Source organism: Rhizobium lusitanum, assembly GCF_014189535.1.
Classification (GTDB): Bacteria; Pseudomonadota; Alphaproteobacteria; order Rhizobiales; family Rhizobiaceae; genus Rhizobium; species Rhizobium lusitanum_C.
In genome coordinates this window covers 1,178,365-1,194,563 of record NZ_CP050307.1, presented here as the reverse complement: position 1 = coordinate 1,194,563, position 16,199 = coordinate 1,178,365, and the positions used below count along the sequence as shown (strand labels likewise).

Annotated in this window: 14 protein-coding genes and 1 pseudogene; 6 read left to right on the top strand and 9 right to left on the bottom strand. The window is 60.2% G+C overall.

The genetic code is table 11. The features are described from left to right. Positions 1-10 precede the first annotated feature (10 nt). Complete coding sequence (locus tag HB780_RS08540) at positions 11-1,249, top strand: SfnB family sulfur acquisition oxidoreductase (protein ID WP_183689578.1); 1,239 nt, start codon at positions 11-13, stop codon at positions 1,247-1,249. 12 nt (positions 1,250-1,261) lie between these two features. Next, the gene (locus HB780_RS08535) at positions 1,262-2,620 is read left to right on the top strand and encodes an LLM class flavin-dependent oxidoreductase (RefSeq protein ID WP_183689577.1); all 1,359 of its coding nucleotides are present in this window, start codon (positions 1,262-1,264) and stop codon (positions 2,618-2,620) included. A 15-nt stretch (positions 2,621-2,635) separates the two neighbouring features. On the opposite strand, the gene HB780_RS08530 is transcribed toward HB780_RS08535, so the two are convergent. Then, the gene (locus HB780_RS08530; protein ID WP_183689576.1) at positions 2,636-3,181 is read right to left on the bottom strand and encodes a GNAT family N-acetyltransferase; all 546 of its coding nucleotides are present in this window, start codon (positions 3,179-3,181) and stop codon (positions 2,636-2,638) included. A gap of 87 nt (positions 3,182-3,268) precedes the next feature. Next, positions 3,269-4,219, bottom strand: a complete 951-nt coding sequence (locus HB780_RS08525) for a GlxA family transcriptional regulator (RefSeq protein ID WP_183689575.1) — start codon at positions 4,217-4,219, stop codon at positions 3,269-3,271. Positions 4,220-4,303: 84 nt separating this feature from the next. On the opposite strand from HB780_RS08525, the gene HB780_RS08520 reads away from it, so the two are divergent. The 3 genes from HB780_RS08520 to HB780_RS08510 all read left to right on the top strand — a co-directional run bounded on the left by HB780_RS08520 (position 4,304) and on the right by HB780_RS08510 (position 7,602). Beyond that, the gene (locus tag HB780_RS08520) at positions 4,304-4,978 is read left to right on the top strand and encodes a DJ-1/PfpI family protein (RefSeq protein WP_183689574.1); all 675 of its coding nucleotides are present in this window, start codon (positions 4,304-4,306) and stop codon (positions 4,976-4,978) included. 240 nt (positions 4,979-5,218) lie between these two features. Continuing rightward, positions 5,219-6,229: a cell division protein FtsZ gene (gene ftsZ / locus HB780_RS08515; protein ID WP_183689573.1), complete on the top strand. Its 1,011-nt coding sequence runs from the start codon at positions 5,219-5,221 to the stop codon at positions 6,227-6,229. Positions 6,230-6,609: 380 nt separating this feature from the next. Further along, positions 6,610-7,602, top strand: a complete 993-nt coding sequence (locus HB780_RS08510) for an alpha/beta hydrolase (protein ID WP_183689572.1) — start codon at positions 6,610-6,612, stop codon at positions 7,600-7,602. Between the two features lie 45 nt (positions 7,603-7,647). On the opposite strand, the gene HB780_RS08505 is transcribed toward HB780_RS08510, so the two are convergent. Then, the gene (locus tag HB780_RS08505; RefSeq protein ID WP_183689571.1) at positions 7,648-8,085 is read right to left on the bottom strand and encodes a MarR family winged helix-turn-helix transcriptional regulator; all 438 of its coding nucleotides are present in this window, start codon (positions 8,083-8,085) and stop codon (positions 7,648-7,650) included. 290 nt (positions 8,086-8,375) lie between these two features. Here HB780_RS08505 and HB780_RS08500 point away from each other — a divergent pair. Continuing rightward, positions 8,376-9,210 (top strand): annotated as a pseudogene (locus tag HB780_RS08500) (alpha/beta fold hydrolase). Between the two features lie 57 nt (positions 9,211-9,267). On the opposite strand, the gene HB780_RS08495 reads toward HB780_RS08500, so the two are convergent. From HB780_RS08495 to HB780_RS08470, 6 genes are all read right to left on the bottom strand, one after another. Beyond that, on the bottom strand, positions 9,268-9,531 hold the full coding sequence (locus tag HB780_RS08495) for an Sf3a2-prov protein (RefSeq protein WP_183689570.1): 264 nt from the start codon (positions 9,529-9,531) through the stop codon (positions 9,268-9,270). 94 nt (positions 9,532-9,625) lie between these two features. Continuing rightward, positions 9,626-9,799, bottom strand: a complete 174-nt coding sequence (locus HB780_RS08490; RefSeq protein ID WP_007692823.1) for a hypothetical protein — start codon at positions 9,797-9,799, stop codon at positions 9,626-9,628. A gap of 128 nt (positions 9,800-9,927) precedes the next feature. Next, the gene (locus HB780_RS08485; RefSeq protein WP_183689569.1) at positions 9,928-12,585 is read right to left on the bottom strand and encodes a nitrate reductase; all 2,658 of its coding nucleotides are present in this window, start codon (positions 12,583-12,585) and stop codon (positions 9,928-9,930) included. Between the two features lie 11 nt (positions 12,586-12,596). Next, positions 12,597-12,932 carry a nitrite reductase small subunit NirD gene (nirD, locus tag HB780_RS08480; RefSeq protein WP_183689568.1) on the bottom strand — a complete coding sequence of 112 codons (336 nt, stop codon included), beginning with the start codon at positions 12,930-12,932 and terminating at the stop codon, positions 12,597-12,599. A 4-nt stretch (positions 12,933-12,936) separates the two neighbouring features. Further along, a complete protein-coding gene (nirB, locus tag HB780_RS08475) occupies positions 12,937-15,387 on the bottom strand; it encodes a nitrite reductase large subunit NirB (protein WP_183689567.1) in 2,451 nt (816 codons plus the stop codon). Between the two features lie 4 nt (positions 15,388-15,391). After that, on the bottom strand, positions 15,392-16,192 hold the full coding sequence (locus HB780_RS08470) for an ABC transporter ATP-binding protein (RefSeq protein ID WP_183689657.1): 801 nt from the start codon (positions 16,190-16,192) through the stop codon (positions 15,392-15,394). Positions 16,193-16,199: the final 7 nt, after the last annotated feature.

The window sequence follows — 16,199 nt, the reverse complement described above, 5'->3', positions numbered from 1 at the left end:
GAGCGTCGACATGACCGAGATCAACTCACCCAAGCCGGTTTCGCCAGCACCACCGCCCAGCCGCCCCGCCGATATCATCCGTGATGATGCGCAGGCGCTTGAGGTCGCGGCACGTCTTGCTGCCGATTTTGCTGTAAGCGCTTCAGTGCGTGACAGCGAGCGACTTCTGCCTTGGGCGGAACTCGATCAGTACAGCACCAGCGGCCTCTGGGGCATTACCGTTCCTCGCGAATATGGTGGGGCGGGCGTCTCGGCAAAGACCGTCGCGCAGACGATCGTCACCATCGGTGCAGCGGATGGGTCGCTGTCGCAGATTCCGCAGAACCACTATTACGCGCTGGAAGTGCTTCGCGTCGGCGGGAGCGCAGAGCAGAAGGCTTTCTTCTACGAGCGCGTGCTGGCTGGCGAGCGGCTGGGCAATGCGCTCGCCGAAATCGGCCAGCGTGACTTCAAGCGCCGCACTCGGCTCGTGCGCGACCCCGGCGGCTGGTATGTCGAGGGGAAGAAGTTCTATTGCACGGGCGCTATCTATGCCCATTGGATTCCGACGCTCGTCGTAGCTGAAGAGGAGGGGGCTCCCGTCACCTATCTCGCCTTCGTTCCCAGGAATGCGCCGGGTGTCACTATTCATGACGACTGGGATGGTTTCGGTCAGCGTGTGACGGGCAGCGGCACGGTGCTGTTCGAGCGGGTCAGGATAGAGCCGGAATGGGTCGTGCCGTTCCAGATCTCTTTCGAGCGGCCGACGACCATCGGGCCTTTTGCGCAGATCATGCATGCGGCCATCGATCTTGGCATCGGCTTCGGGGCCTATCAGGAAATGCTGCGCTTCATTCGTGACCGCGCCCGTCCCTGGCTGGATGCGAAGGTCGATCGTGCCACTGATGATCCGCTGACGCTGCATCAGGTCGGCAATGTCTGGCTACGGTTGCGGGCGGGGCAGGCGCTGCTTGATCGCGCTGCGGCGGAGGTCGATGCCGCGCAGGCCGATATGACGGAAGAGAGCGTCGCGCGCGCCTCGATCGCCGTGGCGGAAGCGAAAATCCTGGCGACAAAGGCCGGACTGCTCGCCGCCAACAAGCTGTTCGAATTGTCCGGCACCTCCTCGACGCTGGCGGAGGATAATCTCGATCGTTACTGGCGCAATGTGCGCACGCACACGCTGCACGATCCGGTGCGCTGGAAATATCAGGCGGTCGGCAATTACTATCTGAATGGCAAGCTGCCGCCGCGCCATGGCGCGATCTAGGTCATCGATGTCATGAAGAAGCAGATCCTCCTCAACGCCTTCAACATGAACTCCGTCGGCCATATCAATCATGGCCTCTGGACCCATCCGCGCGACCGGTCGGATCAGTACAAGACACTCGACTACTGGACATCGCTTGCCAAGACGCTGGAACGTGGCCTGTTCGACGGCATATTCCTCGCCGATATCGTTGGCGTCTACGACGTCTATCAAGGTTCCGTCGACCTTACGCTGCGCGAATCCATCCAGCTTCCGGTCAACGATCCACTGCTCCTGGTGTCCGGCATGGCGGCGGTGACGCACCATCTTGGTTTCGGCATCACCGTCAACCTCAATTCGGAATCGCCCTATCTCTTCGCCCGCCGCATGTCGACACTCGACCACCTGACTGGCGGCCGCGTCGGCTGGAACATCGTCACCGGCTATCTCGACAGTGCCGCACGCGCCCTCGGCCAGGATGGACAGGCGGATCATGATAGCCGCTATGACCGCGCCGACGACTATTTGGAGGTGCTGTACAAGCTCTGGGAAGGCAGCTGGGATGACGACGCGGTGCGGGCCGATCGGCAAGCACGCATCTTCGCTGATCCCGCCAAGGTCAGGCCGATCCACCATCGCGGCCCCTTCTATCAGGTCGACGGCTACCATCTCTCCGAGCCCTCCATCCAGCGGACGCCGGTACTCTATCAGGCAGGCACGTCAGGGCGCGGTCGCCAGTTTGCGGCGAGGCACGCCGAATGCGTCTTCATCACCGCAACTGACAAGAATGCGGCAAGGAGCACGTCGCGCATTCTGAGGCAGGCGGTTGTCGAGGCGGGGCGACGACCGGAGGACGTGAAGATATTCGTCGGGATTACCGTGATCCCGGATCGCTCGCGGCAGGCGGCACAGGAGAAATACGAGGACTATCTGCACCATGCGAGCCCGGAAGCGGGACTGGCGCATTTTGCAGCCAGCACCGGTATCGATTTTTCCCGCTACGAGCTGGACGATCCGATTTCCTACGGCACGTCGAACGCCATTCAGTCGGCAACGCAACTCGCGCAGCAGCGTGGCTGGACGAAGCGGCAATTGCTGAAGGAACTGGCCGTCGGTGGGCGTTATCCTGTCATCGTCGGTGATGCTGCCGATATTGCCGATGAGCTCGAAAGCTGGATCACCGAAGGCGAGATTGACGGGTTCAATCTGACGCGAACGGTGACGCCGGAGAGCTACGAGGATTTCATCGACATCGTCGTGCCCGCCTTGCAGGATCGCGGCCTTTACAAGACCGCCTATGGCGAGGGATCGCTGCGAAACCGGATCTTCGCTGAGGGCGATCGTTTGCCGGCGCGGCATAGCGGCGCGGCCTTTCGCGGCGGCTCGCGTTGAAACGCCAGGCCGCTCCTAGCGAAGGGGGCGGCCGATCCGATAGAGCACATGCGGACGCAGGATATGACCCGGAGGAACTGTCGTATCCTCAAAATCGGCGCCTTCCACATGCGCCATGCCGATCTTCTCCATAGCGCGGCGTGACGGAAGGTTGATGGTCGAGGTATAGCCGATCACCTCTTTTGCCTGTAATTCCTCCCAGGCAAAGTCGAGGCAGCAATGGCTAGCTTCTGTTGCATAGCCCTGACGCCAGTAGGGCCGCCCTAAAATCCAGCCGATCTCAAGCGGGAAGTTGCCGGGAACCTCCGAGCCGGGACGCGAAAGACCAGCCCCGCCGATCAAGGCGCCGTCCGCCTTACGCTCGACGGCAAGGAAGCCAAACCCTTCGCTTGCCAATTGTTCATTGGCCTCATCGATCATGGTATCCGTTTCCGCAGGCGTGAGCAGGCTCGGATAATAATATTGACGTGTTTCGGGATCGGCGTTGATGGTGGCGAATGGAACGCGATCCCGGTCTTGCCAAGGCCGGAAAATGAGCCGTGAGGTTTCCAGGGTAAGCATGGCGTCCTTTGATTGGGCTGGGGTGATCACAGGCTTCGTCAGGCTAGGGGCAAATGCTTGGATGGAAGTTCATGTCGCGTAGTTACTCTACCCGAAATGATCACGGAATGCTTGCGGTGTGGTGCCGAAGGCTTTCAGGAAGCTTCGCCGCAAGGTCTCCTCTGAGCCGAAGCCGCAACGGATGCTTGCTTGACGGACGGAAAGTCCCTGCTCCAGAAGGCGGCGCACCGCCTCCACGCGAATATCTTCGACGGCTCTGGCGGGTGTGCGCCCCGTTGCCTGACGATAGTGCCGCGAGAAGCTGCGCGCGCTCATATTGGCCCGATCGGCAAGCTCGGGCAGCGAAAGGTCCGCGCGCAGATTGTCCATGATCCACCCGTGCAGGCGATCGAAGCGTTCGCCTCCTTCCTGCAGCGTCAGCATCGTACTGAACTGCGCCTGGCCGCCCGGTCGCTTCAGGAAGACGACGAGTGCGCGGGCAACGGCAAGCGCCAGTTTCCGGCCGAGATCCGCCTCGACCAGCGCCAACGTCAGATCGATACCGGCGGTTACGCCTGCCGAGGTCCATATGTCTCCGTCCTGAACGAAAATCGGATCGGGCTCCAGCTTTACATTCGGAAAGCGCTTGGAGAACTCTCCGCAGCGATGCCAGTGCGTCACCGCGCGCTTGCCTTCCAGCAGTCCCGCCTCGGCGAGAAGAAAGGCACCGCTGCAAACCGACGCTGTCCGTCGCGCCTTTGCCGAGCGCCGCCGGATCCAGTCGACAAAAGCTGCATCCTCGCATGCCTTGTTGACGCCCTGGCCGCCTGCGACGAGCAAGGTATCGATATCAACATCGTCATCAGGCAGCGGCGACGTCGCGAGTGACAGACCCGAGGTCGTCCCGGTCTGTGGGCTCGTCGCAATGGTGATCGCATCGTAAGGCCTTGGCAGACCTGCCGCCAAGGCGGCCTCATTTGCACTGGTAAACACCTGCAGCGGCCCGGTTATGTCGAGCAGCTGGGCATTTTCGAAGGCGAGAATTTCGATGCGGCGCATGGTTGGCTCAAAATGAGGGTAGTTTGGCAAATGCGCCAGATAGTGATCGCGTAAGCTCGTTGAAGTCAACCTTTGGAGATGAATATGACCATCCGCTTCGGCCTGCTCACCTTTCCCGGCGTTCAGCAACTCGATCTGACAGGTCCTTATGAGGTCTTCGCCTCAACGGAAGGCGCCGAGGTCCATCTGGTCTGGAAGGATACAGCGCCGATCGTTTCGGCGACGAAACTGGTACTTCAGCCGACGACGACGTTTGAGGGTTGCCCTCAGCTGGACGTCATCTGCGTTCCCGGAGGCGGCGGCGTAAATGCGCTGCTCGAAGACGAGGCTGTTTTGTCCTTTATCCGAGCACAAGCGGCGCAGGCTCGTTTCGTCACATCCGTCTGCACGGGCTCCCTGGTCCTCGGCGCGGCCGGCCTGCTCAAGGGCAGACGAGCGACGACGCATTGGAATGCGCATGATTTTCTCGCCCATTTCGGAGCTATTCCGACTGCTGGCCGCATCGTTCAGGACGGCAATCTCATCACCGCTGGCGGTGTGACGGCCGGTATCGACTTCGGGTTGGCCGTCGTTGCGGCTCTACGCGGCCAGGAGGAAGCGGAGATGGTCCAGCTATCGCTGGAATATGCGCCGGCGCCACCATTCCATTCTGGCACGCCGGAAGACGCGACAGCCGAGGTGCTTGCAAGGGTGAAGGAGCGTCTGGCCGGCTCGCGGTTGGCGCGAGAGGCCATCCTTGCCCGCTTGGCCTCGATCTAACGGCAGCTGGTCAGGCATTGCGTGGGTAGATCCGGGCTCTCGGTGTTTGATCCGAGGGCTCGGGCTTTAATATCCGGCCCGCTGGCGTGCATTAAATTCATTATCTTGTGGAAGTCGCCCAGCATATGCCGCAATGCTCACGCGTTGCTCACTAGGATCGTTATGCTCTCGCGAATCGCTTTATGCCAGTTCCCGCGAATGGCAGGTGATCGCGATTGAGATTGATTTAAGGGGACCTTCATGGCCGACATCCGCACATCCGTATCCGAGGTGATACCGAAGATTTCCATTATCGGTGTTGGAGGCGGCGGTGGCAATGCGATCAACAACATGATTGCGGAGAAGCTTCAGGGCGTCGAATTTATTGCAGCGAACACGGATGCACAGGCACTCGCGATGTCGAGTGCGGGCAGGCGCATTCAGCTCGGGGCTCAGGTGACCGAAGGTCTTGGCGCGGGTTCGCTGCCGGAAATCGGACGCGCCGCCGCTGAGGAATCCATCGATGAAATCTTGGACCACCTGCGGGGCACGCATATGTGCTTCATCACCGCCGGAATGGGTGGTGGTACCGGTACGGGCGCAGCCCCAATCATCGCGCAGGCAGCACGAATGGCGGGGATTCTCACGGTGGGCGTCGTCACCAAACCCTTTACGTTCGAGGGCAATCGGCGCATGCGCACTGCCGACGAGGGTATCGAGCGTCTTCGCGAAAGCGCGGACACTGTTATCGTCATTCCAAACCAGAATCTGTTTCGCATTGCCGATGCCACGACCACCTTCGCAAATGCCTTTGTGACTGCGGACCGGGTCCTGTTTGCCGGCGTCAGCTGCATCACGGATCTGATCGTCAAGGAAGGGCTCATCAACCTCGACTTCGCCGACGTCAAATCGGTGATGCGTGGAATGGGTCGCGCCATGATGGGAACGGGCGAAGCGAGCGGAGAGGGCCGTGCGCTGAGGGCGGCAGAGGCCGCCGTTGCCAACCCGCTTCTGGACGATATGAGCATGAAGGGCGCGCGTGGCGTGCTGATCTCCATTTCCGGCGGCACGGACATGACGTTGTTCGAGGTGGATGAAGCCGCAAGCCGCATACGCGACGAAGTCCTGGATGATGCCGATATCGTTGTGGGCGCAATCTTCGACCGAAGCCTTGATGGCGTATTCCGCGTGTCGGTCGTTGCAACCGGTCTCGATGGGTTCGCAGCCCCGGGCAATCTCTCCGAAGCGATGAGAAGCCAAACCGCTCAGTAAAAATCACTCCGGACCGTTCAGACTCTCGGCGATGTCGAGACGCGGACAGGGATCGTGCCGAATAACAACGACCAGTTCATTCATGGTCGATTGTTCCAGGTGAGAGATCGGAAGAGGAGAAGCCCGGAGTAGTGTATCCGGGGATGGATAGCTGTGCCCGGCGCTTTCAGCCACTTTGCGGTCATCGACTATTCCGTTTGGCTGAGACGGCGCGCTCCCGCCTGTCATGCTGCGGTGAAGAATAGACGATATTCAGGGTGGAGCTGTTGGCAGTTGCAACCGAACAGAGCAATATTGCCTTCAGGCTGAATGGCAGAAAGGTCAATCGTGTGAATGGGTGTCGGTCATTTCTCTTCGTGCTCCCTTATTTGACGAGGTTGATGGCAGCGTTGGCGGTGACCGTCCCCTTGCTGCTGCTGGTTTCACCCGCCCAGGCGCTCGATCCCGCGCCGCCAACGAGTGCGTCGAACGATCAGATCGATAAACTGATCGCAACCCTGCATCAGACCTATGACGGCATGCAAGATCTCCGTCAGCGGCGCGCCGCCTTCGAGAGGTTGATGGTATCCACGCCGGATCCGACGCGCGTCCAGATCCGCCATGTCGATGTCAACGGGGTTGAGGCCGATCTGATCTGGCCGGCGCGGCTGCACCATCCGATCGGCAGACGGGCAATTCTCTATCTCCATGGCGGCGGCTTCTATAGCGGCTCGTTGAGGACGCATCGCAACATTGCCGGCTCCTTTGCGAAGGCAGCATCCGCTGACGTGTTGCTGATCGACTATCGTCTCGCACCGGAACATGGTTTTCCCGCCCAGGTCGACGACGCGCTGGCCGCATATCGCTGGCTTCTCGCCTCGGGATATCGAGCGGAGAATATCGTGATTGCCGGCGAATCCGTCGGCGGAACCCTGGCAATCGAGGTCACTCTCAGGCAACTTCGGCTTAAGGGGCCGTTGCCCGCCGCGGTAGTGGCAATGAGCCCTGTGACCGACTTTGCTGTAACTGGCGCCTCAATGACCGCGAATGCCGGGAGTGATCCTTTCATGGGCAAGGGCGAGCTGGAGTTGATACGCAAAGCCTATATCGGCGACAAATCGCCGGTCGATCCGGATAAATCCCCGCTTTATGCCAATATGACCGGCTTTCCACCGTTGCTGCTGCAGGTTGGTTCGCGTGAGACGTTGCTGGACGATACATTACGGCTGGAGGACAAGGCGCGTCGGGCAGGGGTGGATGTCACGGTCGAAGTCTGGCCAGGCATGATCCACCAATGGCAGGTCTTCCCGTTTTGGGTTGACGATGCGAAGAAGTCGAACGGAAGAGTGGCGGAGTTCGCCATTTCCCACTTTGCGGACAAGCCGGCGCCATAGTCATCGCCGCCGCTGATCCTTGGCATCACAGGGCGAGAGAGACGATCAACCTGTAACATCCTCCAGACTCAGCGCATCGCGCAGCGCTTGCACCTGATGGTTCAAAGCCTCCAGCCGCTCCGGCGTCATGCTGGAGCGTTGCATCAGGGTGTCGCCAAGACAGCCGCTCTCGGCAAGCAGGGAGCGGCCAGTACTCGTGAGCCAGACATGGACCTGACGCTCATCGACCGTACTGCGTTTGCGGTCAAGCAAACCCGCTTGCTCCAGACGCTTCACCGGCGGGGTAATTGTGCTCGATTCCAAAGCGAGGCGTTCAGCGATCGCGCCGATCGTTAGCCCATCCTTTTCGCCGAGCGCGCATAGAACGAGATACTGCGGATAGGTGATGCCCATCGAGTCGAGCATCGGCTTGTAAGTGCGGTTGATGGCTATGCTCGTCGCATAGAGCGAGAAGCATAGCTGATTGTCCAAAGGCAGTGGCATGGCGGTCTTCCGGTTGATGGTCTGAATTTTTTATCACGAAAAATGATATCGCGATAAGTTTTTTATGGACAGCTATCTGAATTACCTCTACATAGCTTTATATCGCGATAATAAATCGCGCGATATATAAACGATTGGAGATTGAAATGAGCAACTCGATCAATCAAGCTACCCGCCGGGGCGTCATGACGGCTGGATTAGGTCTGGCCGCCACGGCGGCTGTTATGCCCTTCGCTCAACCCGCACAAGCCTCTGCAACAAAGCAGTCTTCGAAAGGTAAGGATACCACCATGAGTAGCAGCACAATTACGACCAAGGACGGAACCCAGATTTTTTACAAGGATTGGGGAACAGGCCAGCCGATTGTCTTCCATCATGGCTGGCCGCTGAGCGCCGACGACTGGGACGCTCAGATGCTGTTTTTCCTCGATAAAGGCTTCCGCGTCATCGCCCATGATCGCCGCGGCCACGGCCGCTCGAGCCAGACGGCAACCGGAAATGAGATGGATACCTACGCCGCCGATGTCGCGGCGCTTGCCGAGCACCTCGACCTGAAGGGTGCTATTCATGTGGGACATTCGACAGGCGGCGGCGAAGTGGCGCGCTATGTGGCGCAATATGGCGGCCATGGCCGCGTTTCCAAGGCTGTACTGATCGGCGCTGTGCCGCCGATCATGGTCAAGTCCGAGAAGAGATCCGGGCGGTCTGCCGCTTGAGGTCTTCGACGGCTTCCGTTCGGCACTGGTCGCCAACCGCGCCCAGTTCTTCCGCGATATTCCGGCCGGACCGTTCTACGGCTTCAATCGTCCGGGCGCGAATGTCTCGCAAGGTGTCGTCGACAATTGGTGGCGTCAGGGCATGATGGGCGGCGCCAAGGCCCATTATGATTGCATCAAGGCCTTCTCGGAAACCGATTTCACCGAGGATCTGAAGAAGATCGATGTGCCAGTTCTCGTGATGCACGGCGACGATGACCAGATCGTACCGATCGCGGATTCCGCTCCTCTCTCCGCCAAGCTTCTGAAGAAGGGAACGCTGAAGATCTATAAGGGCTTCCCGCACGGCATGGCCACCACCCATGCGGATGTCATCAACGCCGACCTGCTTGAATTCTTCAAGGCATAACGATCTCTAGAAAAATAGGGCGCCCGCTTTCTGGCGGGCGCTCAGCCGCCGACAATCTCAACCGGGCGGCTTATCGTTACTTCTGATCTTCTGCGCGTCCAGATAGCCGTGTTCGAATGCCTTGGCACGGCTGCTTTCTTCGGGATAGGGATTCTTGTCGGCGGCATCTTCCCTTTTCCCCGCTTCGGCTCCGCGTGCATAGGCAGCATCGTCGTCATCCGTATCTATCTTCGGTGGTTCCACCGAATGCGGCTGAATAGGATTTGGAAGGCCCGTTTCCGGAGCCGGGATCGGCGGGAATGTTGGATCATACTTTGTCATGGCTTTCTCCTCTTGTGAGAAAACGTCATGGCGGGACTGTAGTTCCCTTGGGAAGATCCATCTCTATCCGTTTAGGTCCCGGTCGCTCGCGGCATCATCGATCCAGCTTGAGCGAAAGCTGCACGGCGCGCGGTAAAGGCGGCAGCGGCCTGCTGATATCAACGCGGCGTTTCCAGGCAGCGAGCCGTTCCTGTTCGCGTTGCCGCAAAGCCTTCGAAACAGCGACGAATGTCATGGCACGCTCTATGACTTGCTGTGTGTCTGTCATGGATACCTCCATATGTTCACTTTATGTTCTCATATTGAGCGTAGATAGTCAAGTTGGTGGTTGCCAGCCCAACCGCAGGCACTTTGTCGCACCTTCGGCGAGGCGGTTGGGGGCGAAAGACGCGGTTTTTATTCGGCCGCCGCCGCGAGGCATCCGTCGATGATACCACGGATCTCTGCACGGCAGGAGCCGCAATTGGTTCCGGCGTTCAGCACCTTGCCGACCGCCTCGACACTGTGGCAGCCGTTACGGACTGCACCGACGATCTGATTGACGCCGACGCCGAAGCAAGAGCAGACGGTTGCGCCCGGATCCGGCGTGTCGGCACCCGGTCGTCCGGCAACGAGCGCGAAGCGCTTGCGTAGATCGCTATGCGAAGCGGAGAGTTGCGCGATCGCCCAATTGCGGGCGACGGCCACCGGCTGGCGGGCGAGAAACAAAGCTGCAAGCAGTTTTCCGCCGTCGAAGAAGGCGAGGCGCAAATCGCCGGATGTCTGATCGGCATAGCCGAGCGGTTCGATATGCGCGGGGATATCGAAGGTCGTGCGGCACCAGCTTGCCCAGTCCTCTTCGGTCTCGTCAAAGGCAAGCTCCGTCCGCCAGCCGCCATCGGCTTTGGCGAGTGCCCAATAGGCGCTATCCAGCTGCTGTGGTCTTGCCATGGAAACGGCAAAGCCATAGCGCACCGCCTTGAAAGGGCGGGCAGCGACGGCCACATTCTTTGACGCTGGCTGGCCGGAGACGGGATCGGTCAGGGGTGTGACGACAACATCGATACGAGCCTTTGCGGCAAACTGGTCGTTCCAGTGCATCGGCACGAACAGGCTGCCGCGCGCCTGACGTTCGGTTACCAGGGCGCGCACGATCACCTTGCCATGCGGGCTTTCGATCTCGACCAGGCTGGCATCGCCGACACCGATCTCGACCGCATCGCGTGGGTGGATCTCCGCGAAGGGTTCGGCGATATGCGCCGACAGGCGAGCGCTTTTTCCGGTGCGGGTCATCGTATGCCACTGGTCGCGAATGCGGCCGGTGTTAAGCGTGAAGGGGAAGTCCGCATTGGTGCGGTCTGATATCGGCGGTTTGACCGGCACGAAGCGAGCCTTGCGATCGGGATGAAAGAACCCGCCTTCCGCAAAGAAGCGCGTCATCTGTAACAGCGACCCAGCGGGCTGCGGCCATTGGAACGGCGAAAGCGTGTCGTAGTCGCGGATCGCAATTTGCGCGTAAGCACCGATATCGAAATCCCGGCTGCCATCGTTTTCGAAGCTGGAAAGGGCCGCATGTTCGGCAAAGATGTCGGCGGCGGACCCAAAGGCGAAAGCCTCTGCAAACCCCATGCGACGGCCGACTTCGGCCATTTGCCACCAATCCGGTTTCGCATCACCCGGAGCGGGGAGATACTCGCGCTGCCGGGAGATCCGGCGTTCGGAATTGGTAACCGTGCCGTCCTTTTCGCCCCAGCCGAGGGACGGCAGCAGCACATGCGCGTGCCGCGTCGTATCCGTCTCTTTCAGGACGTCGGAAACGACGACGAAGGGACAGGCCTTGATGGCCGCTTCGACGGCATCGGCATCCGGCATCGAAACCACCGGATTGGTCGCCATGATCCACAATGCCTTGATGCGGCCGTCGGCCACGGCGCGGAACATGTCGACAGCCTTCAGCCCCGGCCGCTCGGCAATCGTCGGGGCGTTCCAGAAGCGTTGCACCCGATCGCGGTCTTCGGCATTTTCGATCGCCATGTGGGCGGCGAGCATATTGGCGAGGCCGCCGACCTCTCGCCCTCCCATGGCGTTCGGTTGGCCGGTGAGCGAGAAAGGCCCCATGCCGGGTCGGCCGATACGACCGGTCGCCAGATGGCAATTGATGATGGCGTTGACCTTGTCGGTGCCGGAGGAGGATTGGTTGACGCCCTGGCTGTAGCAGGTCACCACCTTTTCCGTTGTTACGAACAGGCGGAAGAACTCGCGCAGCTGCATCGCCGGCAGACCGGTCTTGTCGAGCAGATCGCTGAAGCTCAGCGCTGAGGCCTCGGCAAACGCATCCGGAAAGCCCTCGGTATGGAGCGCGATGAAATTCTGGTTGATGGCGGCGCTCTGGGCAAGCTGGGCGAGGAGGCCCATGAACAAAGCGACGTCGCCATCCGGGCGGATCGCCAGATGCAGGTCGGCAATGTCGGAGGTCATCGTCCGGCGCGGGTCGATCACGACCACTTTCATTCCCGGCCGTGCGACCTTGGCGGCGGCAAGGCGCTGGTAGATCACCGGATGGCACCAGGCAAGGTTGGAGCCCGTCAGGATCACCAGATCGGCGAGTTCGATATCCTCGTACGTGCCGGGCACGGTATCCGAGCCGAAGGCGCGGCGATGGCCAGCGACGGAGGATGACATGCAGAGCCGCGAATTGGTGTCGATGTTGGCTGAACCGATGAAGCCTTTCATCAGCTTGTTGGCAACGTAATAGTCTTCGGTCAGAAGCTGGCCGGAGACGTAGAAGGCGACCGAGTCCGGACCCTGCTCGGCGATGGTTTCGGAAAAGCGTGTTGCGACGAGATCGAGCGCTACGTCCCAGCTTGCCCTTTGCCCGAGGATCTCTGGATAAAGGACACGGCCGTCGAGATCGATCGTCTCCGCCAAGGCTGATCCCTTGGAACAGAGCCGGCCGTAATTGGCCGGATGCTCCGGATCGCCTTTGACGGAGACCTTGCCGTGGTCGTCGACGCTGGCAATGACGCCGCAGCCGACGCCGCAATAAGGGCAGGTGGTTTTGGTCTCAACGGACATGACTGCTCCGGTCACTCCGCCGCCATCATCAAACTATCGAGAGCAATCGACAGGGCTCCATTCTCATTTCGCACAGGAATGGTCCTGACCGCGCCCTTGTCCGCCCCGAGCGCCTCGCCCGTTTCGAGCGAGATTACCCAGTTGTGCAGCGGGCAGGTGACTGCCGCGCCATGGACGATACCTTGCGAAAGTGGACCGCCCTTGTGCGGGCAATGATCTTCTATGGCGAAGACCTGGTTTTCGGCGGTGCGGAACACCGCGATCTTGCCTTGCGGGGTCTTCACGCAGCGCGCGCCGCGCAACGGAATGTCGGAGATGTCGCCGATTTCTACCCAATTCATGTCCATCTCCTCACTCGGCCGCCTGGGGAAAACCGACCGTCGCCATCGGCCGGAACTCGTGCTTGTCCTTGCCGGAGACACGCTCCGACCACGGATCAACCTGTGCGAACTTCTGGCTGAAGACGAAGCGCTCGTAGTAAGCTTGGCGCTTTTCGTCATCCCCCATGATCTGGCGGCGGATCTCGTCCAGACCGATGCGCTTCGCCCATTTGTAGATGCGTTCGAGATAGCGGCCCTGTTCGCGATACATCTGCGTCAGCGCGACGATATACTCGAGCGCCTCGTCTGCGGTCTTGACGAGGCCAAGAACTTCCGTGCCCTTGATGTCGAGGCCGGCGGCGCCGGCGAAATGGATTTCGAAGCCGCTATCGACGCAGATGACACCGATATCCTTGCAGGTCGCCTCGGCGCAATTGCGCGGACAGCCGGAGACCGCCAGCTTGAGCTTCGCCGGCGTCCACGAGCCCCACATGAACCTCTCGATGCGGATGCCAAGGCCGGTCGAATCCTGCGTGCCGAAGCGGCACCAGTCGGAACCGACGCAGGTTTTCACCGTGCGCAGGCCCTTGGCATAGGCTTGCCCGGAGATAAAGCCGGCTTTGCCGAGATCGGCCCAGACGGCGGGCAGATCTTCCTTGTGGATACCGAGCAGATCGATGCGCTGGCCGCCGGTCACTTTCACCATCGGGATTTCGAACTTGTCGACGACATCGGCGATGGCGCGCAGCTCTCCGGAATTGGTGACGCCACCCCACATGCGCGGTACGACCGAATAAGTGCCGTCCTTCTGGATATTGGCATGGACGCGCTCATTGATGAAACGCGACTGGTAGTCGTCGGCATATTCGTCTGGCCAGTCGCAGACGAGATAATAGTTCAGCGCCGGGCGGCATTTGGCGCAGCCGCAGGAGGTCTTCCACTCCAGTTCCTGCATAACTGCAGGAATGGTCTTCAACCCCTTGGCTTTTATAAGTCTTCTTACGTCGTCATGGCCGAGCTCTGTGCAGGTGCACATCGGCTGCACGGCCTTGGGATTGTAGGAATCCCCCAGCGTGATCGACATCAACTGTTCGACGAGGCCGGTGCAGGAGCCGCAGGAGGCTGATGCCTTGGTATGGGCGCGAACATCGTCGAGCGATGTGAGCCCTTTAGAGGTGATTGTTGACGTGATTTTGCCCTTACAAACGCCGTTGCAGCCGCAGATTTCCGCATCATCCGGCAAGGCTGCAACGGCCGCCATAGGGTCCAGCGGCGACCCTCCCTGGTAGGCCTGGCCGAAGATCAGCGTTTCGCGCATCTCCGAGATATCGGTGGCCTTCTTCTTCAGATCATTGAACCAGGTGCCATCGGCGGTTTCGCCATAAAGCACCGTGCCGATGATGCGGTTATCTTTCAGCACCAGACGCTTGTAGACACCGGCTGAAGCGTCGCGCAGCACGATTTCCTCGCGGTCGTCGCCATCGGCAAAGTCTCCAAGCGAAAACAGATCGATGCCGGTGACCTTGAGCTTGGTCGGCGTGTCGGAATGTACGAAGCCAGCTGCGGTTTCGCCGACCAACTGTGCGGCTGTAACACGCGCCATCTCGTAGAGCGGTGCCACCAGGCCGTAGACCTGCCCACCGACTTCGGCGCATTCGCCGAGCGCGTAGATATTGCCATCCGACGTGCTCATGCCGGCATCGACGACGATGCCCCTGTTGACGGCAAGCCCGGCATCCTTGGCAAGCCCGGCACTCGGGCGAATGCCGACCGCCATCACCACCAGCGTTGCCGGAATGATGGTGCCGTCGGCCAGTTCCACGCCCTCGACCTTGCCATTGCCGACGATCGCCTTGGTATTGGCCTTGGTGATGACCTTGATGCCACGCTCCTCGATCGCTTTTTCCAGGAGATAACCTGCGGCGGGGTCAAGCTGGCGTTCCATCAGCGTCGAATTGACGTGCAATACGGTGACATCCATGCCGCGCAGATTGAGGCCGGCTGCGGCTTCGAGACCCAGCAGGCCGCCGCCAATGACGACCGCCTTGGCCCGGGACTGGGCGGCAAGCAGCATGGCATTGACGTCGTCCAGATCGCGATAGCTCAAGACACCCGGCAGGTTTGCTCCGGGAACGGGAATGATGAAGGGCACGGAGCCGGTGGCGATCACCAGCTTGTCGTAGCTCTCGGTAACGCCATGATCCGAGGTGACGGTCTTGGCGGCGCGATCGATGGCGACGATCTTGTGGCCCTTGTAGAGGGTGATGTTGTTCTTGATGTACCATCCGTCGCCATGGATGATGATCTGCTCGTAGTCCTTTTCGCCCGAGAGGACCGGCGACAGCATGATGCGATCGTAGTTGACGCGCGGTTCGGCGTTGAAGATCGTGACCTGATAAAGGTCTGGCGCCTTTTCGAGAAGATGTTCCAGCATGCGACCGGGCGCCATGCCGTTGCCAATGATGACAAGTTTCTGGGTCATGGATTTACTCCGCTGCTTCGACGAAGCGGTGGCGTTCGTAGAGGAACTTCAGCACGGCTTCACGGCACTTGAGGTAGGTTCGGTCGGAGGCGAGCTCGAGACGATTGCGCGGCCGGTCGATCGGAACGTCGAGGACTTCGCCGATATGGGCGGCCGGACCGTTGGTCATCATCACGATACGGTCGGACAAGAGTACTGCCTCGTCGACATCATGGGTGATCATCACCATCGTGTTGCCGAGCCTGCTGTGGATCTCCATCACCACATCCTGCAGATGGGCGCGGGTCAGTGCGTCGAGCGCGCCGAAGGGCTCGTCCAGCAACAGGATTTTCGGTTCCATGGCGAGCGCCCGGGCAATGCCGACGCGCTGCTTCATGCCGCCGGAGATTTCCGACGGGCGCTTGTCCTTGGCATGCGCCATCTGCACGATGTCGAGATTGCGCATCACCCATTCATGCCGCTCAGCCTTGGTCTTCTTGCCGCGAAACACTTTGGTAACGGCGAGGTTGACGTTTTCGTAGACGCTGAGCCAGGGCAACAGGCTGTGGTTCTGGAACACGACGGCGCGTTCGGGGCCGGGCTCGTTGACCTCACGATTTTCAAGCAGCACGGCACCCGTCGATACCGGCAACAGCCCGGCGATGAGATTGAGCAGGGTCGACTTGCCGCAGCCGGAATGGCCGATGATCGAGACGAATTCGCCCTTGTCGATGACGAGGTTGACGTCCTTCAGCACTTCGGCCCGTTGGCCGCCGCGGTCGAAATATTTGTCGATGTGATCGAGCTTGAGATAAGAGCTGGTCATCATGCTT